Annotated in this window: 16 protein-coding genes; 6 read left to right on the forward strand and 10 right to left on the reverse strand. The window is 71.8% G+C overall.

Features of this window, described 5'->3' with window-relative positions; all coding sequences use genetic code 11:
- Window positions 1–71 precede the first annotated feature (71 nt).
- The 7 genes from CCR87_RS10620 to CCR87_RS10650 form a co-directional block, all read right to left on the reverse strand.
- Window positions 72–785 (reverse strand): alanine--tRNA ligase-related protein, encoded by a 714-nt coding sequence (locus tag CCR87_RS10620; protein WP_201157516.1) that lies wholly within the window; start codon window positions 783–785, stop codon window positions 72–74.
- Window positions 785–3,277 (reverse strand): DUF3772 domain-containing protein, encoded by a 2,493-nt coding sequence (locus CCR87_RS10625; protein WP_201157502.1) that lies wholly within the window; start codon window positions 3,275–3,277, stop codon window positions 785–787. The genes CCR87_RS10620 and CCR87_RS10625 overlap by 1 nt, the downstream gene beginning before the upstream one ends.
- Window positions 3,274–4,305, reverse strand: coding sequence for a cysteine synthase A (locus CCR87_RS10630; RefSeq protein WP_201157503.1), 1,032 nt, complete (start codon window positions 4,303–4,305; stop codon window positions 3,274–3,276). The genes CCR87_RS10625 and CCR87_RS10630 overlap by 4 nt, the downstream gene beginning before the upstream one ends.
- A 102-nt stretch (window positions 4,306–4,407) precedes the next feature.
- Entirely contained in the window at window positions 4,408–5,529 is a 1,122-nt protein-coding gene (locus CCR87_RS17645; protein WP_201157504.1) for an NUDIX domain-containing protein, read from the reverse strand.
- Window positions 5,530–5,547: 18 nt separating this feature from the next.
- Window positions 5,548–6,765 (reverse strand): SAM-dependent methyltransferase, encoded by a 1,218-nt coding sequence (locus CCR87_RS10640; RefSeq protein ID WP_201157505.1) that lies wholly within the window; start codon window positions 6,763–6,765, stop codon window positions 5,548–5,550.
- A gap of 50 nt (window positions 6,766–6,815) precedes the next feature.
- Complete coding sequence (locus CCR87_RS10645) at window positions 6,816–8,234, reverse strand: cryptochrome/photolyase family protein (protein ID WP_201157506.1); 1,419 nt, start codon at window positions 8,232–8,234, stop codon at window positions 6,816–6,818.
- 37 nt (window positions 8,235–8,271) lie between these two features.
- The gene (locus tag CCR87_RS10650) at window positions 8,272–9,498 is read right to left on the reverse strand and encodes an aminotransferase class V-fold PLP-dependent enzyme (RefSeq protein ID WP_201157507.1); all 1,227 of its coding nucleotides are present in this window, start codon (window positions 9,496–9,498) and stop codon (window positions 8,272–8,274) included.
- A 230-nt stretch (window positions 9,499–9,728) separates the two neighbouring features.
- On the opposite strand from CCR87_RS10650, the gene CCR87_RS10655 reads away from it, so the two are divergent.
- The 5 genes from CCR87_RS10655 to CCR87_RS10675 all read left to right on the forward strand — a co-directional run bounded on the left by CCR87_RS10655 (window position 9,729) and on the right by CCR87_RS10675 (window position 17,159).
- A complete protein-coding gene (locus CCR87_RS10655) occupies window positions 9,729–10,547 on the forward strand; it encodes an alpha/beta fold hydrolase (RefSeq protein WP_201157508.1) in 819 nt (272 codons plus the stop codon).
- A complete protein-coding gene (locus CCR87_RS10660; protein WP_338048912.1) occupies window positions 10,544–11,542 on the forward strand; it encodes a threonine ammonia-lyase in 999 nt (332 codons plus the stop codon). The genes CCR87_RS10655 and CCR87_RS10660 overlap by 4 nt, the downstream gene beginning before the upstream one ends.
- On the forward strand, window positions 11,533–12,309 hold the full coding sequence (pcaD, locus tag CCR87_RS10665) for a 3-oxoadipate enol-lactonase (RefSeq protein WP_201157509.1): 777 nt from the start codon (window positions 11,533–11,535) through the stop codon (window positions 12,307–12,309). Before CCR87_RS10660 ends, pcaD begins: the two co-directional genes overlap by 10 nt.
- A gap of 160 nt (window positions 12,310–12,469) precedes the next feature.
- Complete coding sequence (gene ileS / locus CCR87_RS10670; protein ID WP_201157510.1) at window positions 12,470–15,484, forward strand: isoleucine--tRNA ligase; 3,015 nt, start codon at window positions 12,470–12,472, stop codon at window positions 15,482–15,484.
- A complete protein-coding gene (locus CCR87_RS10675; RefSeq protein WP_201157511.1) occupies window positions 15,471–17,159 on the forward strand; it encodes a leucine-rich repeat domain-containing protein in 1,689 nt (562 codons plus the stop codon). Before ileS ends, CCR87_RS10675 begins: the two co-directional genes overlap by 14 nt.
- A 77-nt stretch (window positions 17,160–17,236) precedes the next feature.
- Here the strand turns inward: CCR87_RS10675 and CCR87_RS10680 are convergent, their stop codons facing one another.
- Both CCR87_RS10680 and CCR87_RS10685 read right to left on the reverse strand, forming a co-directional pair.
- The gene (locus CCR87_RS10680) at window positions 17,237–18,382 is read right to left on the reverse strand and encodes a saccharopine dehydrogenase family protein (RefSeq protein WP_201157512.1); all 1,146 of its coding nucleotides are present in this window, start codon (window positions 18,380–18,382) and stop codon (window positions 17,237–17,239) included.
- The gene (locus CCR87_RS10685) at window positions 18,379–19,431 is read right to left on the reverse strand and encodes a saccharopine dehydrogenase (RefSeq protein ID WP_201157513.1); all 1,053 of its coding nucleotides are present in this window, start codon (window positions 19,429–19,431) and stop codon (window positions 18,379–18,381) included. Before CCR87_RS10685 ends, CCR87_RS10680 begins: the two co-directional genes overlap by 4 nt.
- 182 nt (window positions 19,432–19,613) lie before the next feature.
- On the opposite strand from CCR87_RS10685, the gene CCR87_RS10690 reads away from it, so the two are divergent.
- Window positions 19,614–19,781, forward strand: a complete 168-nt coding sequence (locus tag CCR87_RS10690) for a YdcH family protein (RefSeq protein WP_201157514.1) — start codon at window positions 19,614–19,616, stop codon at window positions 19,779–19,781.
- Here the strand turns inward: CCR87_RS10690 and CCR87_RS10695 are convergent.
- On the reverse strand, window positions 19,747–20,199 hold a 453-nt coding region (locus tag CCR87_RS10695; RefSeq protein WP_201157515.1), incomplete at its 5' end, for a DMT family transporter. The genes CCR87_RS10690 and CCR87_RS10695 overlap by 35 nt on opposite strands.

Genomic DNA, 20,199 nt, shown 5'->3' on the forward strand with positions numbered 1-20,199 from the left:
CCAGAACCGCCGCGTCACCCTGCACCTGGCCTGAGCGGTCGGCGCCTGCCCCCGGGTGCGGCGCCGACCGCTCAGGCCAGGTGCAGGGTGACGCGGCGGTTCTGGCGGCCCTTCTTCTCGATCTTGCCGAGGGTCACCGGACCGATTTCGCCGGTGCGGGCGACATGGGTCCCGCCGCAGGGTTGCAGGTCGACCTGATCCGCGCCCGCGCCGATGCGGACCAGCCGCACCCGGCCCGCGCCCATCGGCGGCTTGACCGACATGGTCTTGACCAGGCCCGGAGCGGCCTCCAGCTCGGCGTCGGTGATCCAATCCTCGGTGACCGCCAGATCACGTGCGATCAGCGCATTCAGCGCGGCCTCCAGCGCCGGCTTGTCCTCGGGGGCGTCGGGCATGTCGAAGTCGAGCCGCCCCTTGCCCGGCCCGATCTGTCCCCCCGTCACCGGCAGCGGAATCACCACCGACAACAGGTGCAGCGCCGTATGCACCCGCATGTGCAGATGCCGGGTGTCCCAGTCCAGCCGTTGCGTCACCTGCGCGCCCACGGGGGGCAGCGCCGCATCCGGGCCCGGCCGCAGCACGGCGGTGCCCGCCCCCTTGACGGTATCGACCACCGCCATCTCGCCCCCCTCCCAGACCAGGGTCCCGCGATCGCCGGGCTGGCCCCCGCCGGCGGCATAGAACACGCATGCGTCCAGCACGACGCCCCCGTCGTCGGCATGCGCCAGCACCCGCGCGGGCGCCTCGCGCAGATAGGGGTCGGACATCCAGAGCGGGGTGTCGATCATCGCGGCGTCTCCTTTGGGGGGGCGGCGGGTCCCGGTGCCTGCGCGGCGGCCGTTTGTGCCTGCGCGGCGGCGGGCGTTTGCGCCTGCGCGGCGGCGGGCAGGGCGCGCAGCACCCTGGCGACATCGTCGGCGTTGCGCAACCAGACGTCGGTCTGTCCGAAGGGGATCTCGATGTTCTCCTCCACGAAGCGGCGGGCGATCTCGTGGTTCATGTCGGAGTGCACCTTGAGCAGGAAGTTCACGTCGCGCAGGATCACGCGGACCTCGAATTCCAGCCCGTCGGCGCCGAAGCTGCGAAACAGCACCGACGGCGCGGGGTTCAGCGACACCAGCGGCTGCGCCTCGGCGACGTCATAGAGGATCTGCTCCACCTTGCGGGTGTCCGAGCCATAGGCGACCGACACCGGCACGATCAGCCGCCCCGTCTTGTTGTACCGCGTCCAGTTGGTGACATGCCCGGAAATCAGGTCGGCGTTGGGCACGATCACATCGGTGCGGTCAAATGTCTGGATCACCGTGGCACGCACCGAGATCTTGCGCACCGTGCCCATGACCCCGCCGACCTCGATCCAGTCCCCCTCGGCGATCGGACGCTCGAACAGCAGGATGATACCGGACACGAAGTTCGATACCACCGTCTGCAGGCCAAAGCCGATGCCCACCGACAGCGCCCCGGCCACGATGGCAAGGTTCGACAGATCCAGCCCCGTCGCCGTGACCGCCAGCAGCACCGCGACGAACACACCGAGATAGCCCACCCCCGACACGACCGCCGCCTGCGCGCCCTTCTCGATCGAGGTCTTGGGCAGCACCGAGGTCCGCAGCGCCCCCTGCACCACCCGCGTCACCGCAAAGCCGACGCCGAACACGACCAGGAACGCCAGGAAATCGGCCGGCGACACGCGCGTCTCGCCCAGCGCGAAGCCGTCGCGCAGGCCGGTCCACAGCTCGCGCAGCTGCGATTCGCGCGCGCCCCACACCAGCGCGAACACCGGCAGCGAGGCGATCACCATGGCAAACCCGATCAGCGTCGGCACCAGCGTGTCGCGCCACGCCGCGTCGCCCCCGCGCAGCAGCGCATAAAGCTCGGCCACCAGGCGCTGTGCCAGCATCAGGAGCGCGATCAGCGCCAGCGAGTTGATCGCCGGATAGACCAGCGCCGCCCCGGCCGTCAGATACCCCACCGCCCCCAGCACAGGCCCGGCGACGCCCAGCAGCATCGCCGCCTGCCCCACCAGCCCGATCAGACGGTCGGCAAAGGCGCGCGGGCTGTCCTCTTCGGACACCAGCACCACATGGCGGCGCATCAGCTGGCCGATGCGCAGCAGCAACAGCCCGCACAGCGCCAGGAACGGATAGCCCAGCACCGACAGCGCCGCCGGCGGCGACACCACCGGCGCCAGCAACCCCGTGCCCAGCGTCAGCCCCGCCAGCACGAAGCCCAGCGCGGTGACATGCCAGCGCCCCTCGCGGCGCCGCTCGGGCGGCAGCGTCAGAAGCCCGTCGCCGTCGTCTCCGCGCTTGGGAAACACCTGGCCCCCCAGCCAGCGCGCCGCCAGCAGGGTAAAGCCCGCCTGCGGCAGCGCCTCCACCAGCGCCTGGCTGCGCAGCCCGACCATGCCGCTTGCGCGCAGCGCCTCCACCAGCGCCAGCACCCCCAGGAACGGCACCGCCACCTGCGCCAGGGACACCAGCGTCGCCAGCAGCATCTGCCCCCGCGCCGAGGCGCGCATCTGCATCCGCAGCGTCAGCGATTCCGCAAGCTGGCGGCCCCGCACCATCAGCAGCATCGCAACCAGCAGGTACAGGCCGATCAATGGCAGGTTGTCGTGCAACTGCGCGCGCCGCAACGGGCTGCCCCAGGCCGAGGTCAACTCGCGGCCCAGCGCCCGGGTGATGCCCGTCAGCTCGCGCACCGCCACCGGCCAGTTGGTGGGGTTCACCGGCGACGGCGACAGCTGCATCAGCGCATCCGCCTGGCGGTCACGCAGGATCTGGTCGATTTCCCGGATCAGCCCGTCGGCGTGGCGGAACGCCTCCTCGGCGGCGACGCCGGGGGCCTGTTCCCGCGCCAGCTGGGCGGTCAGGTCGGCGCGGCGCTGGGCGATCTCGGGGGTTTCGACCTGCCCCTCGGCCGGGGGCGGACCCAGCGCGCCGAGCTGGCCGCGCAGGGTCTGGATACGGGCGGTGTTGGCGTTCTGTGCGGCAAGAAAGCGGCTGCGCCATTCGGCGGTCTGGGCGCGCAGCTGCTCCAGCGTCAGGTTGGTGGCGCGGGGGTCGGCCAGCACCAGCTCCACCCGTGACACAAGCCGCTCCCACTCGGCCTGATCGACGGTGCCGGTCTGCGCCGCCCCCGGCAGCCAGGTGCGGCTGGTCTGCGCCGCCGCCGGTTGCAGCGCCGACAGCCACAGGACCGCCACCAGCCCCAGAAGCGTGGCGGCACGCAGCACCGCCCGCAGCGGCCGCCGGGTGCGCGCCGCCCGGATCACCCGGCGAACACCGACGGCAGCGGCGCGCGCGCGCCGTCCAGCCACTGCGGCACCGGCAGCCCCTTGTCGCGCAGGAACGCCGGATCATAGAGTTTCGAGGCATAGCGCGTGCCATAGTCGCACAGGATCGTGACGATGGTATGCCCCGGCCCCATCGCGCGGGCCATCCGCATCGCCCCCGCGACATTGACCCCCGACGAGCCGCCGAGGCACAGCCCCTCCTCGGCCAGCAGGTCGAACACGATCGGCAGTGCCTCCGTGTCGGGGATGCGGAAGGACATGTCGGGGGTGAACCCCTCCAGATTGGCGGTGATGCGGCCCTGCCCGATGCCTTCGGTGATGGAGCTGCCCTCGGAGGCCAGCTCGCCAGTGGTGTAGAAGCTGTGCAGCGCGGCGCCCTCGGGGTCGGCCAGCGCGATCTTCACGCCCTTCGGCTGCAGCGCCATCGCGACCCCCGCCAGCGTGCCCCCGGTGCCCACCGCGCAGGTAAAGCCGTCCACGCGCCCGCCGGTCTGTTCCCAGATCTCGGGGCCGGTGGCGTCGATGTGGGCCTGGCGGTTGGCGATGTTGTCGAACTGGTTGGCCCAGATCGCGCCGTTGGCCTCGGTGCGCGCCAGCTCCTCGGCCAGCCGGCCGGAGTAGCGGACATAGTTGTCGGGGTTGCGGTAGGGCACCGCCGGAACCTCCACCAGCTGCGCGCCGGCCAGCCGCAGCATGTCCTTCTTCTCCTGGCTCTGGGTCTCGGGGATGACGATCACGGTGCGGAACCCCATCGAGGCGCCCACCAGCGCCAGCCCGATGCCGGTGTTGCCCGCCGTGCCCTCGACAATCGTGCCGCCGGGGCGCAGCGCGCCGCGCGCCATCGCGTCGCGGATGATCCACAGCGCCGCGCGGTCCTTGACCGACTGCCCGGGGTTGAGGAACTCCGCCTTGCCCCAGATCTCGCAGCCCGTCGCCTCGGACGGTTTGCGCAGACGGATCAGGGGGGTGTTGCCGATCGCATCGGCCAGGGTCGCGCACATGCGCATGGCGTTCCTCCCGCTTGGGCTGGGCCTGTGGCTGACGGGGCGCGCCGACGGCGCGGGGTCACGGCCCCTTGGCTGTGGTGATACGGGCCGCGCCGCGCGAACTCAAGCGCCCGCCCGCAGCGCGTCGCGATGCCGTGAAAGCCACAGCGCCGTGACCAGAAGCGGGCCGTTCTGCACCTCGCCGCTGGCAATCAGCGCCATCAGATCGTCAAATCCCAGCACATGGGCGCGGATGTCCTCGGCCTCGTCCGCCAGACCGCCCGGACCCGCCGCGCTGTCCGGCAGGTCGACCAGCGCGACATACGAATACAGATACTCCGTCACCGCCGCAGGCGAGGGGTAGTAGCGCGCCACGAACCGCAAGTCCCGCAGATCGAGGTGCGCCTCCTCCCGGGCCTCGCGGCGGGCGGCCTCCTGCGGGGTTTCCGCGCCGTCGATCCGGCCCGCGACCGGCTCCAGCGACCAGGGATTGGCGTCGCCCCGCGCCCAGGCCCCGGCGCGGAACTGCTCCACCAGCAGCACGCGGTCGCGCACCGGGTCATAGGGCAGCACGGTGACCGCATCGCCCATCACGAAGGCCTCGCGGGTGACGCCGGTCTGCATGGCGCCATCAAAGCGGCGATGCGCCAGACCGGCCGCCTCCACCGCAAAGAAGCCCGCATGCGGCGTCTCCAGCCGCGACAGCGCCACATCGCCGGGCGCGGGGCTGCGGCGCACCACCGCCGGGCCGGGATCATGGCGCGCCCGCAGCCGCGCACCCGCCCGCGTCAGCATCATCGGATAGCGGGCAAGCACCTGTTCCGAGGATCGCCGCCCCCGCTGGGCCATGAAGTCCCGCGCGGCCTCCACCACGACATCGCCCCACCGCGCAGCCCAGTCCTCCAGCCGCCACGGCGCACCCGGGCGCCACATCCCCGGCTCGGGCATGTAGACAAGCGCCGGGGTGCGCGCGCCGTCATGCACCACATCGACCGGGTGCACCTGGTAGCCGAAGCCCCCCTCGTAGAAGTCGAGGCGCGCGGCCTCCTCGGCGGTGATGTCGGGGACATGGAGGCCCTCGGCCACCGCGCCCGGCTGCGGCCGGATGATCGGAAAACTCTCGCCCGCGGCCCAGTGCACGGCGTGATCCCCCAGCCGCGCGGGCCGCATCGGCGGGATGCGGCCCAGCACCACCTCCAGCAGGGGCGGATGGCACAGCGTGCCGTAGAAGAACTGCGCGCGCACCCCCCGCGCCCCGACCGCTCAGGCAGCGGCGGGGCGGCTGAAGGTGATCTGCGTCACGTCGCAGATGCCCGACCGGAACGCCGCCGCACAGTTGGTGAGGTAGAAATCCCACATCCGCCGAAAGCGCGCGTCAAACCCCATCGCCGCGACCTCGGGCCAATGCGCGTCGAAGGTCTCGTGCCAGCGGCGCAGGGTGACGGAGTAGCTCTCGCCGAACTCGCGGCTGCCATCCACGGCCAGACCCTGGGCGCGGGCGGCCGCGCGCAGCGGCGTGGGCGCGGGGCACAGACCCCCGGGAAAGATGTACTTCTGGATGAAGTCGACACCCTTGCGGTAGGCCTCGAACCGGCCGTCCTGCACCAGGATCGCCTGCACCGACGCCCGGCGCCCGGGTTTCAGGCGCTCGCGCACGGTGCGGAAATACACCGGCCAGTATTTCTCGCCCACCGCCTCGATCATCTCGATCGACGCGATGCCGTCGTACTGGCCCCGCTCGTCGCGGTAGTCCTGGAGCTTGATCTCCACCCGGTCCGACAGCCCCGCGCGCGCCATCCGCGCCACCGCATAGGCATGCTGTTCCTTCGAGATCGTCAGCGCGGTCACCCGCAGCCCCCGCTCGGCGGCGGCGTATTCGGCGAAACCGCCCCAGCCACAGCCGATCTCCAGCACATGCTCGCCCGGGGCGGCGCCGATGGCGTCGCACATCGCGGCGTATTTCTGCCGCTGCGCCTGCTCCAGGCTCTCCTGCCCGGTCTCGAACAGGCCCGAGGAATAGGTCATCGTGTCATCGAGCCACAGCCGGTAGAAATCGTTGCCCAGGTCATAGTGGTGGGCGATGTTGCGCCGCGCCTGGAACTTGCTGTTGGAACGCAGCCAGTGGCGCATCCGCTCGAACGCCCGCACCAGCCCCATGCCCGGATAGACATCGTAAAGCGCGGGGTTGTCGCAATAGATCAGGTCCATGAAGGCCTGGAGATCCGGCGTCGACCACCAGCCGTCCAGATAGGCCTCGGAAAAGCCCATGTCGCCTTCGCGGATCAGCCGGGCAAAGGTGTCGGGGTTGTGGATGTGCACCTCGGCCACCGGGCCGGGGTTCGCCCCTTCCAGCCGGAACCGCCGCCCGTCGTCCAGCACCACGTCCAGCCGCCCGTTCTGCAGCCCCCCCGCCAGGCCCATCACCTGCGTGAAATAGCGCGGCAGATCCCCCTGCCCCTCGGTCGAAGTCAGAACCGTCATTCCGTTCCCTGTCTTTTTGCCCTTGGGGTGATTATGCCGCCCGGCCCGCCTCACCGCTTGAACGCGCCATAGGCGTCCAGCGCCCGCTGGCGCCCCTCCTTCAACCCCACCAGCGGCGCGGGATAGGGCATGTCGGGCGTCAGCCCCCAGCGCGCGGGCGCCGCGCGGTGGAACGCCAGCGCCTCCGCCCCCGGACTGCGCGACAGCTCGGCCACGAACCGACGGCGATAGCGCGCCTCGGGGTCGAACTTCTCGGCCTGGGTGTCGGGGTTGAAGATTCGGAAATACGGCGTGGCATCCGGCCCCGACCCCGCCGCCCACTGCCAGCCCATCGCGTTCGATGCCGGATCCCAGTCGATCAGACACTCGGCGAACCAGTCCATCCCGACCTTCCAGTGCACCAGCATGTGCTTGGTCAGGTACGACGCCACGATCATCCGCCCACGGTTGTGCATGCGCCCCGTCACATACATCTCGCGCATCGCCGCATCGACCAGCGCGATGCCCGTGCGGCCCTGCTTCCAGCGCAGGACGGCGGCGTCCTCCGCCTGCGACCAGGGAAAGCCCTCCCACTCGGGGCGCCAGTTGCGCTCGGTGATCTCGGGGGTGTGGTACAGCAGGTGCCAGGCGAACTCGCGCCACACCAGTTCCTTGAGGAACGTCTCGGCGCCCGGCCGCCCCTCCTCACGCGCGCGCAGCCCCGCATGCCACACCGTGCGCGGCGAGATCTCGCCCAGGCTCAGGTTCTCCGACAGCCCCGAGGTGCCGTCGCGGTCGGGCCGGTCGCGGTCGCTGTCATAGGCGTCGATGCGCTGCGCGACAAAGGCCGCCAGCCGCGCATGTGCCGCCTGCTCGCCCACGCAGGCATGGGGCGCCACCACCTCGGCGCCCGGCCCCATCGCGGCACCCAGGCGCCAGTCGGCCAGCTCCGCGCCGTCGGGCCATATGTCGGGCGCACGCAGATGCGCCGGCGCGGCCACCGGCGCGGGCACCTCGCGCGGCGCCACCGCGCGCCAGAACGGAGTGTAGACGCGGTAGAATCCCCCCTGCCCGGTCTTCACCTCCCACGGCTCGTGCAGCAGATGGCCGGGGATGGAGCGCGCCTCCAGCCCGCGGGCCTTCAGCGCGGCCTTCACCTCCGCATCGCGTGTGCGCGAGACGGGATCACACAGCCGCCCCCACCAGACCGCGGTCGCACCGGTCTCGGCCACCAGCCGCTCCAGCGCCGGCAGCGCGGGACCGTCGCGCAGCACGAGGCGGCTGCCCACCCCCGCCAGCGCGCGGGCAAACGCCGCCAGCCCCTCGCCCAGGCGCCAGCGCGGCGCCGCGCCCAGCACCGCCACGCCCTCATCGTTCAGGAACACCGGGATCACCGGGCGCCCGGTGGCGGCGGCCTCCGCCAGCCCCGGGTTGTCGCTCAGGCGCAGATCCCTGCGCACCCACCACAGAATGGGAGAGCCATCGTCCATGTCCGCGCCCCGCCGTTGCCGCGGGCCGCCCCGCCGGTCAAAGCACGGCATCTAGCGCGGCGATCAGGCGGTCAACCTCTTCCTTGCTGGTGTAGTGCACGAAGCTGACGCGCAGCACACCATGGTCGGGGTCCAGGCCCAGCGCCTCCAGCGCGCGTCCGGCATAGAAGTCGCCGCCCCCCGCGTTGATGCCATGGCGCGCCAGATCGGCCGCCAGCGCGGCGCCGCGGCGGTGATGGGCGACCGCCACCGTGGGCGCCCGCCGCGCCGCATCGCGCGGGCCGATCAGCCGCAGGTCGTTGCGCCCCGCAAGGTAATCCAGCAGCGGCTGCAAGAGACGGGTCTCGTGGCGGCGCATCATCTCGTGCACCACGCCGTTGCGGTCGCGCGCATCGCGCCCCGCGCGCACATGGTGGGCATAAAGCGCGTCGATGTAATCCGCGATGCCGGCGCAGGCCGCCACCTGCGCATGATCCGGCCCGGCGGGATTGAAGCGCTTCGACGCCACGCCCGCGTTGAAATGATGCCCCTGCGCCGGCAGCCGATCGGCCAGGCCGTTGCGGATCACCATCACCCCCTGGTGCGGCCCGTACACCTTGTAGGTCGAGAACAGATACACATCCGCCCCCAGCCGCCCCACATCCGGCAACCCGTGCGGGGCATAGGACACCCCGTCCACGCAGCTCAGCGCGCCGGCACGGCGGATCATCGCGCAGATCTCGGGCACCGCGTTGATCTCGCCCACCACGTTGGAGCAGTGCGGAAAGCACACCATCCGCACCCGGTCGTCGAGCAGCGCCGCCAGATCGGCGGGGTCCAGATGCCCGGTGGTGGGGTTCATGCGCCATTCGCGCACCTCCACCCCCTCGGCGGCCAGCCGACGCCAGGGGCCGGAGTTCGCCTCGTGGTCCTGGTTGGTGACCACGATCGCCTGCCCGGGGTTGAGCCACTGCCGCACCGCCTGCGCCAGCACATAGACATTGGCCGAAGTCGACGGGCCGAAGGTGATCTCGGCCTCCTCCACGCCCATCAGGCGCGACAGGCGGCGGCGGGCCTCGTCCATCTCCGCGCCGGCGAGTTCGGAGGCGGCATAAGGGCCATAGGGCTGCACCTTGCGCTCCCGATAGAAGCGGTGCAGCCGCCAGATGGCGTATCGGCACGGGTAGGACCCGCCCGCGTTCTCGAAGAAGGCCTGATCGCGCAGCGCAGGTTCGTCGAAGGCCGGAAACTGCTTGCGCACGAAGGCAAGGTCAAGCTCGTGCATCTGCGGATGGTCCCCCGGTGTGCCAACGGGACCGCACCCGTCGGCATGCACTACCATACCGGAGCGCGGCGCAGGTTCAACCGTCCCGCGCCACCGCCCACGCGCATCGTGCCGCAGGCGGGCGGGCGGCGGGCTTTTCCCCCGCAGCGGGCTGTGACACTCTCGCCCCAAACCTGATCCCGAAACCTGATCCCCAAACCTGCCCCCCAAACCCGAACCGGAGACGCGCGATGCCCCATTTCACCGCCCCCGACGGCGCCCGCCTGTTCTATCGTGACGAGGGGGCGGGGCGCGCGGTCGTCTGCCTGGCCGGGCTGACGCGCACGGGCGCGGATTTCGACCCCCTTGTGCCGCATCTGCCGGGCCTGCGCGTGATCCGGCCGGATTATCGCGGGCGCGGCGGGTCCGACCGCACCGGTCCCGACACCTACACCGTCCCGCAGGAGGGCGCGGACGTGCGCGCGCTGCTCGACCATCTGGGCATTGACCGCGCGGCGGTGATCGGCACCTCGCGCGGGGGGATCATCGGGATGTTCCTGGCCGCGACGGCGCATGACCGGCTGGCGGGGCTGTGCCTGAACGATGTCGGCCCGGTGCTGGAGGACGCGGGCCTGGCCGCGATCCGCGGCCATCTGGGCCGCCCGCCCGCCGCGCGCACGCTGCACGACGCCGCCGAGGCGATGGCGCGGCGCATGACCGGTTTCACCGGCGTGCCGCACGCGCGCTGGCTGGCAGAGGCCGAACGGCAGTTCATCGAGACCCCCGACGGGTTGGAGCTGCGCTATGACCCCGCCCTGCGCGACGCCTTCGAGGCCGCGATGGCGCAGCCGGTGGACATGTGGCCGCTGTTCGACGCCTGCGCGGGGCTGCCGCTGGCGCTGATCCGGGGCGCGAACTCGGACCTGCTGACGGCCGCGACGGCGGCCGAGATGCAGCGCCGCCGCCCCGACATGATCCTGGCCGAGGTGCCGGGCCGGGGCCACATCCCCTTCCTGGACGAACCGGAGTCGCTGGCCGCGATCCACCGCTTCCTGGAGGCCAGCCTGTGACCGACGCCACATCCGCCCCCGACCTTGCGGCCGTGGAGGCGGCGGCGCTGCGCCTGCGCGGTCACGTGCGGTGCACGCCGATGCTGTCGTCGCCCGCGCTGGATGCCCTGGCCGGGCGGCGGGTGCTGGTCAAGGCCGAGTGCCTGCAGCACACCGGCGCGTTCAAGGCGCGCGGCGCCTGGGCGGCGGTATCGGCGCTGCCGCCCGGCACGCGCGGGGTGGTTGCGGTGTCTTCGGGCAACCATGGCGCGGGCGTGGCCTGGGCCGCGCGGGCGCATGGGCTGACCGCCGTGGTGGTGATGCCCGACGACGCGCCGCAGGTGAAGGTCGCCGGCGTGCGCGCCTTCGGCGCCGAGGTCGTCCTGGCCGCGCGTGACGGCGCCGCGCGCATGGCGCTGGCGAAGGCGATCTGCGCCGAGCGCGGCCTCGTGCTGATCCCGCCCTATGACCATCACGACGTGATCGCGGGCCAGGCCTCGGTCGGGCTGGAGATCGCAGCCCAGGCCGCCGAGGCAGGCGTCACCCGGGCCGATGTGCTGATCTGCTGCGGCGGCGGCGGGCTGGCGGCCGGCATCGCGCTGGCGCTGGAGGGCCACGCCCCCGCCCTGCGCCCCCGCACGGTGGAGCCGGAGGGCTTCGACGACACCGCCCGCTCCCTTGCCGCCGGGCAGATCCTGCGCAACACCGCCACCTCCGGCAGCCTGTGCGACGCCATCCTGACGGCCGAGCCGGGGCGGATCACCTTTCCCATCCTGCAGCGCCGCTGTGGCCCCGGGCTGGTGGTGACGGACGCGCAGGCGATGGCCGCCGTCGCGGTGGCCGCCGCCACCCTGAAGATCGTGCTGGAACCCGGCGGCGCGGTCGCGCTGGCCGCCGCACTGGTGCATGGCGACCAGATCGCGGGGGATGCGGTGATCGTCGTCGCCTCGGGCGGCAATGTCGCGCCCGGAACGCTGGCGCGCGCGCTTCAGCCGGAGGACACCCCATGCGCATGATCGACACCGGCGGCACGCAGCTGCACATGGCCGAGGACGGCACCGGGCGGCCGGTGGTGTTCCTGCACGCGCTGGGCACTGACTTGCGGCTGTGGACGCACATCCTGCCGCGGCTGCCCGCGGGCCTGCGGCTGATCCGCTGCGACCTGCGCGGGCACGGCCTGTCGGACTGTCCCCCGCCCCCCTATGGCATGGGTGCGCTGGTGCGCGACATCGAGGGGCTGCTGGAGCGGCTGGAGGTCACCGGCTCGGTGGTCGTCGGCTGCTCGCTGGGCGGCATGATCGCGCAGGGTCTGGCGATCAAGCGCCCCGATCTGGTGGGCGCGCTGGTGCTGTCCAACACCGCCGCGCGCATCGGCACCGCGCAGGCCTGGCACGACCGCATCGCCACCCTGCACGCCGGCGGGATCAAGGCGCTGTCCGAGGCGACGCTGGCGCGCTGGTTCCCGCCCGCCTTTCGCGCCACCCCCGATGCCGCGCTGTGGCGCCACATGCTGGAGCGCACGCCCCCCGACGGCTACGCCGGCTGCGCGGCGGCCATCGCGGGCACGGATTTCCACGGCCCGATCCAGGACCTCCGCCTGCCGGTGTTGGGCATCGCGGGGTCCGAGGACGGCTCCACCCCGCCCGATCTGGTGCGCGAGACGGTCGCGCTGATCCCCGGTGCCGAATTCGCCCTGATCCGGGGCGCGGGGCACCTGCCGATGGCCGACCGCCCCGACGCCTTTGCCGCCACCCTTGCGGAGTTCCTCGCGCAGCTGCCCTGAGGGCGCCCCCTCTGGACCGGCCCCGCGCCGGGGCCTATAGGGGCGCGATGACGGTGCGCAGTATCCCTCCCTTGCGAATTACCGGCCCGGCGCTCTGAGCCTGCGCCAGAGCCGCCGGGACACGCCGCCCCCCCATTCCCCGCGCACGAGGACCGCCCGCATGTCCGGCCACAAGACCGACACCGCCCCCGATTACCGCGACACTCTGTTCCTGCCCGCCACCGAGTTCCCCATGCGCGCCGGTCTTCCCGCGCGCGAACCCGACTGGCTGGCCCGCTGGGCGCGCATCGGCATCTACGACCGGCTGCGCGACAAGGCCGCCGCATCCCCGCGCCCGCCGTTCACGCTGCATGACGGCCCGCCCTATGCCAACGGTCACCTGCACATCGGGCATGCGCTCAACAAGATCCTCAAGGACATGGTGGTGCGCTCGCGCCAGATGCTGGGGCATGACGCGCGCTATGTGCCCGGCTGGGACTGCCATGGCCTGCCGATCGAGTGGAAGATCGAGGAGCAGTACCGCGCCAAGGGTCTCGACAAGGACGCCGTCCCGGTCGTGGATTTCCGCCAGGAATGCCGCCGCTTCGCCGAGGGCTGGGTGGACATCCAGCGCGCCGAGTTCCAGCGTCTGGGCGTCATCGGCAACTGGGACGCGCCCTACCTGACGATGGACTTCCACGCCGAGGCGGTGATCGCGGCCGAGTTCATGACCTTCCTGATGAACGGCAGCCTCTATCAGGGCTCCAAGCCGGTGATGTGGTCGCCGGTGGAGAAGACCGCGCTGGCCGAGGCGGAGGTGGAATACCACGACCGCAAGACGGACGCGGTGTGGGTGAAGTTTCCGGTGGTGGAAGTGGACGACGTTCCCACGGAACTGGACGCGTTTCTCAACCAGGAACATCCCGGCGAGGCAGTGAGCCGCGCACGTGCGGAATTGCAGCGCGTAACGCGCGCCCAACTGCTCGATGCCACCGTCATCATCTGGACCACCACCCCCTGGACGATCCCGCAGAACCGGGCGATCTGCTTCGGCGAGGGCATCGCCTACGGCCTCTACGAGGTGATCGACACGCCCGAGGAATGCTGGGCGACAAAGGGCGCGCTGTATCTGATCGCCGACGCCCTCGCCGAAAGCACCCTGGCGGCGGCGCGTCTTGAACCGTCGATGTATCGCCGTGTGCGCGACGTCACGGCGGAAGAATTGCGCGGCCTCACCTGCGCCCATCCCCTGCGCGGCGCGGACGGCGCAAGGGGCGAGTGGGACTTCGACGTCCCCCTCCTGCCCGGCGATCACGTCACCGACGACGCGGGCACGGGCTTCGTGCACACCGCGCCAAGCCATGGCGACGACGACTACTGGATCGGGCGAACGCATAACCTGGAGATGACGCACAACATCCGCGACGACTCCAGCTTCCGCGTGGATCTGCCGTTCTTTGCCGGCCAGCGCGTGATCGAGGAAAACGGCAAGCCCGGGCAGGCCAACGCCTCCGTCATCGCCAAGCTGACCGAGGTGGGCGCGCTGCTGGCGCGCAAGCGCATCACCATCTCGGACGCGCATTCCTGGCGCTCCAAGGCGCCGGTGATCCGCCTCAACCGGCCGCAATGGTTCGCCGCCATCGACAAGGCGCTCGACGACGGGATGGGCACGCATGGCGACACCATCCGCAAGCGGGCGCTGACCTCCATCGACAAGCTGGTGACCTGGACGCCGCCCACGGGCCGCAACCGGCTGTATTCCATGATCGAGAATCGCCCCGACTGGGTGCTGTCGCGCCAGCGCGCCTGGGGGGTGCCGCTGAGCTGCTTTACGAAGCAGGGCACGCGCCCCGACGACCCCGACTTCCTCCTGCGCGACCCGGCCGTCAACGCCCGCATCATCGCCGCGTTCGAGGCCGAGGGCGCCGACGCCTGGTACACGCCGGGCTTCAAGGAGCGGGTTCTGGACGGCCTGCATGACCCCGCGCAGTACGACCAGGTGTTCGACATCCTCGATGTGTGGTTCGACAGCGGCTCCACCCACGCCTTCGTGCTGCGCGACCGCGCCGACGGGACCGAGGACGGCATCGCCGATCTGTATCTGGAAGGGACCGACCAGCACCGCGGCTGGTTCCATTCCTCGATGCTGCAGGCCTGCGGGACGCTGGGGCGCGCGCCCTATCGCGGCGTGCTGACCCACGGCTTCACCCTCGACGAGAAGGGCATGAAGATGTCCAAGTCGCTGGGCAACACCATCGCGCCCGAGGATGTGATCCGCCAGAACGGCGCGGATATCCTGCGGCTGTGGGTGGCGCAGTCGGACTATACCGCCGATCTGCGCATCGGGCCGGAGATCCTGAAGGGCGTGGCCGACAGCTATCGCCGCCTGCGCAACACGCTGCGGTTCCTGCTGGGCAACCTCGCGGGCTTCTCCGAGGCCGAGCGGGTGGCCCCCGCCGACATGCCCGAGCTGGAACGCTGGGTGCTGCACCGCCTGACCGAGATGGACGCCGAGGTGCGCCGGGGCTTTGCCGCCTATGACTTCCAGGGGGTGTTCCAGAAGCTCTTCACCTTCGCCACCACGGACCTGTCGGCGTTCTATTTCGACATCCGCAAGGACGCGCTCTATTGCGACGGGGCCGATTCCCTGCGGCGGCGGGCGGCGCGCACGGTGCTGGACCTGCTGTTCCACCGGCTGACGACGTGGCTGGCGCCGATCCTGGTGTTCACGATGGAGGATGTGTGGCTCTCGCGCTTCCCCTCGGACGATGACAGCGTGCATCTGCAGGACATCCCCGACACGCCCGCCGACTGGCACGACGCGGGCCTGGCGGCGAAATGGTCCGGCATCCGCCAGGCCCGCCGCGTGGTCACCGCCGCCCTGGAGGTGCAGCGCCGCGACAAGGTCATCGGCGCCAGCCTGGAGGCCGCCCCCATGGTCCACATCCATGATTCGGACGTGCTGGCGGCGCTGCGCACGGTGGATTTCGCCGACCTCTGCATCACCTCCGACATCACGTTGAGCGGCGATCCCATCCCGCAGGAGGCCTTCCGCCTGCCCGAGGTCCCCGGCATCGGCGTGGTGTTCGAAAAGGCCGAAGGGCAGAAGTGCCAGCGCTGCTGGAAGATCCTGCCCGATGTGGGCCGCCACACCCACCCGGGCACCTGCGCGCGCTGCAACGATGCCCTCGGCTGACGCCCCGGACCCCTGGCGGACCGACCCCGAGGCCGCCCGGGCCGAGGCCGTCCGCCGCATCGCCGCCCTCATCGCGCAGGGCGGCGACACCCTCGACCTCAGCGACCTGGTCGCGCTGGAGCGCCTGCCCGACGACCTGGCCCGCGCCACCACCCTGCGCCACCTCTTTGCCGGCAGCAGAAGCGCGCACGGGCGGCGAATACGCGACAGCCTGAACCTTGCTGACATCGCGGTGCTTCAGGCCCTGCCCGACCTGCACGAACTCCACCTGGGCGACACAGAGGTCACGGACGCCGCCCCTCTCTCCGGCCTCACAGCACTCACGACGCTGAACCTGCGCGGCACGGAGATTACCACACCCCCCGAACTCGCCCGCCTCACAGCCCTCACAACGCTGCACCTGAGCCACACGCCGATCACCACACCCCCCGACCTCGCCAGCCTCACTGCCCTCACGACGCTGGACCTGAGCTGCACGGAGATCACCACACCCCCCGACCTCGCCGGCCTCACAGCCCTCACGGTGCTGGACCTGAGCCGCACGGAGATCACCACACCCCCCGACCTCGCCGGCCTCACAGCCCTCACGGTGCTGGACCTGAGCGGCACGCCGATCACCACACCCCCCGACCTCGCCGGCCTCACGGCCCTCACGAAGCTGGACCTGCGCGGCTGCAAGATCGCCGACCTGTCCTTTCTCCTGACCGCGCCGCGCTTCGCGGCCGAGGAAGGGGAAGTCCTGACGTTCGCCAACACCCCCGCCGCCGATCCCGCCCGGGACCGCCGACTCTACATGCTCTCGCGCCTCGACCCCGGGCGCTGTGCGGTGGAGACGGTGCAGTACCTCAAGGGCACGCATCCCGATTTCCGCGACCCGCCGGGCGGGGGGGTGCGCGGGCGGCTGGCGCAGCGGCTGGCCGAGGCGAGCACGGTGGGGCTGGATGCGCCGGGCGGGCGGCTGGAGGCCGGCAATGCCGGCGCGCCGGAGCGGCTGGCGCCCGAGGAACGCGCCCTGCGGGTGGCCGCGCTGCGCGCCCATGTGGCGGCCCTGCAGGAGGAGGCGCGGCTGCGCAACGTCCCCGAGGCGATCCGCCAGCGCATCGACCGCTATGCCGCGCCGCTGGCCCTGCCGGAGCCGAGCTTTCTGCTGCTCGACGGGCCGATGGCGTTCCTGCGTGGCGGGCTGGGCGATCGTTACACGACCGACGCGCTCGACGGCGGCTTTGTCGCGGCCTGGCGCGCGCTGGTGGAGATGCACGACGCGCTGCGCCCCCTCCTGCTGCCGCCCGAGGAGGACGCGCCGGACCTGCCGCCGCTGACCCCCGACGCAACGCCGGAGGCTGCCGACGCCGTGGCCGCGGACGTGGTCGCCACGCTGGGCACAGCGGAAGCAAGGGAGGCCGTGGGCGCCTCGGTCATCGCTGCGGCCAACGCCGTGCGGGACTATTTCGAGGCCGCGAAGCTGAACGAGGCGCAGCGCACGACGATGCTGCGCAAGGGCATGATCGCGCTGGGCGGGTTGGTCGCACTGATCACCGGTGCCGGACGGCTGGCCGAGGCCTCGGTCCAGTTCCAGACATGGCTGACCACCCCCAGGGCGCGCTGGCTGGCCGAGCAGCTGCAGCCCGCGTGGGGACGGATCAAGGCCCTCTTTGCGGCCGAGGACGAGGACTGAGCCCCGCACCGCCGCGCTGATGGGCCGGACACGGGGGGGCCTGACACGGGGGCGGCCGGACCCGCCCCCGTCGGGGGTCACAGGTGGTCGATGCGCTCCAGGTACTGCGCCTGGCGGCCGACCTCGGCCATCCACGCCGCGATCAGGGCGGGGTCGTGGGGGGCGGCCTGCACGCCGGGCGACAGTCGGCCCGAGGCCGCGCCCTCGACCGCCAGCGCCACGGGGTGCGAGACCAGCCGGGCCATCGCGCTGCCGCGGCTGTCACCCCAGGCATCCATCGCCCAGGTCTGGTGCCAGACCGGAGCGCCGTCGCGCTCGGCCCGCAGGGTGACGAACAGCACCACGCGGTCGAGCTCGCCGTCGCCATAGGCATGCTCGCGCCAGAAGCCCTCGGCCATCTCGGCCAGGCGGGCGTCACCGGCGGGCCCCTCCAGCGTCTCGACCTCGGCGAAGACCGGCGCCCAGGCATCGGACCAGCCCCCCAGCCGCAGGGTGCCGCGCACGAAGTCGCGCACCTTCCACGCCGGGTCGAAGCGGTACTGCGCCATGAACGGCAGGCTGTCGCGGTTGGGATAGACCTCGAACGTCTCGGGGGTCGGCAAGGGGGCGTCGAAGGTGCTGATGGCGTCCCAGGGCCGGGCCACATCCAGCACCTCGAACTCCTTGAGCGAGCGTGAGGGCGAGCGCAGCGCCTTCAGCACCCCCAGCGGCGACCACGAGAACTTGTAGCGGAACGGGTTGGGATGCTTCGGCACCCCCCCGCAGTAGGACGTGAAGGACAGCACGGTGTCGGGCGTGTGCAGCCCCGAGGCGCGGTACCCCTCCACCAGATCATGCGCCATCAGGTGATCGATGCCGGGGTCAAGGCCGACCTCGCCCACCACCGCGACGCCTGCGTCCCGCGCCGCGCCGTCCAGGGCGGCCATCGGCGGCGCGATATACGACGACGACACGAAATGCGCCCCCGCCGCGATCGCTCGCCGTGCCAGATCCACATGATGATCGGCCGGCAGCATGGACACGACCACATCCCCCGGTGCCAGCACCGCGCCCAGCGCCTCCGCGTCGAACGCCCGCAGATCCCCGGTCAGATCACCGACCGCCTCGGCCGCCTTGGCCACGGTGCGGTTCCACACCACCACCGGATGTGCGCCCTCGGCGATCAGATGCCGCAGGCCGGGCACGGTCGAAAGCCCCGTGCCGCACCAGTGTATCGTCGTCATGCCGTCCCTCCCACATGGCTGTCGAATTCCGCCCGCGCCCGGCCCCAGACGCCCTCGCCGATCCGGTCCAGCGCGGCCAGATGCGGCAGCAACTGCGCCGCGAAATCCTCCGACGCCTCCACCGGCAGCAGCGAGGGCAGGTTGTCGATCGCCGTCACATCCAGCACCGGCGCGTCATGGACCCGCAGCGCGGGCGCGGCCCAGTCCGTGACCCGGTCATACACCTTGATCGGCGAGAAGTCCGAGGTCGGGTCACAGGCAATGTCGCCGATCACCCGCAACGCCCGCTCCGCGCCCCCCGCATCCGCCGCCACGAACACCGGACAGCCCGGCTGCGCCAGAATGCAGTTGAGGAAGATGCCATGCGCCAGCACCTGCGGGAACGGACCGCCGTGGGCGGTCTCGGCCATGTCCCAGCGGGTGACCGGCAGGCCCAGCGCCGCGCACAGGTCCGACGCCCCGCGCCCCACCCGGCCCAGCGCGCCGATGACCAGCACATCCGGCGCGGGCACGCCCGCGAGATCGGCCCGCAGATCGTCCAGAAGCGCATCGCGCCCGGCCACCGGCGCCACCGGCCCCGCGAGGCTGCCGCGCGCCTGCGCCGCCCAGCATTTCACCGCCACCGCCGCCCCGGCATAGCCGGCCCAGTAGCCGAACGCCGCCACCCGGCGCCCCTGCGGATCCACCAGGTATTCGAGGTCGTAAAGCGCCCCGCCCCCGGCGCGGAACCGATCCAGCAGCACCCGGCCCGCGGGCTGGCCCTTGAAGGCGTGGCCGAACATGATGTGGCGGTGCACCAGCGGGGTGCCATCCTCGGGCAGCTCCTTGAGGCCGAAGACCAGCGCGTCGTGCGGGGCGGTCCGCCAGCTTCCGGCCGGCGCGATGGCGCAGCCCGCCGCGCGGTAGCCGTCGATGGCGATGGCGCGCCGGGGGCTGTCCTCGACCGTGACGGCGATGCCGTCGGCACGCAGCCGGGCCGCACCCTCGGGCGTCAGGCCGACGCGCTCCTCGTTGGGCCGTTCCTCGGCCCGGACCCACAGATGCACCATGCGCTCCCCCATCTCGACGGTTCCACCGCTCTAGGACAGGCCTCCGGCGGGCGCAACGGGGCCAGCGGCTGGCGCGGGCCCGGGGGGATTTTCACACCAATGCGATACACCTTCCGGTGGTGCGTGACATGGGATTGTTTTCGTGGTGCAGTATCGGTGTCATATCCCGAAGGAGGACGATCATGTCTCTGAGCGCGCATCTCGACGAACTCCGCCGCAAGCATCAGGCCCTGTCGGACAAGGTGGAGGCCGCCCAGCGCAGCCCCGCCACCGACGACATGACCATCTCGGAGCTGAAGAAGCAGAAGCTGCGCCTCAAGGAAGAGATCGAGCGCCTGTCCGCCGGCTGACGGGGGCGCGCGCACCGGCGCGGGCGGCCAGCGCCGCCCCGCCGGCAATCATCAGCGCCGCCAGCCCCAGGCGCGCCTCGGGCTGTGCCTGTCCGGCGGCCACCAGCGCCAGCGTGGACAGCAGGGGCGCGGCATAGGACGCCACCCCCAGAAGCTGGATGTCGCCCCGCTTCACCCCCACATCCCACAGGTAGAACGCCAGCCCCACCGGGCCGAGGCCAAGACCCAGCACGGCGGCCCATCCAAGGCCCGAGTCAGGCCAGGCCGGCGTCTCCAGCGCCAGATGCCCCAGCGCCGACAACGCCGCCGCCGCCAGGCAGAACAGCGCCACCGCCTCGGTCGGGACCGCGCCCAGGCGGCGCGACAGGACCGAATACCCCGCCCATGTCAGCGCGCACAGCCCCGCCAGGCCATAGCC

Source organism: Rhodobaculum claviforme, from assembly GCF_016653255.1.
Classification (GTDB): Bacteria; Pseudomonadota; Alphaproteobacteria; order Rhodobacterales; family Rhodobacteraceae; genus Rhodobaculum; species Rhodobaculum claviforme.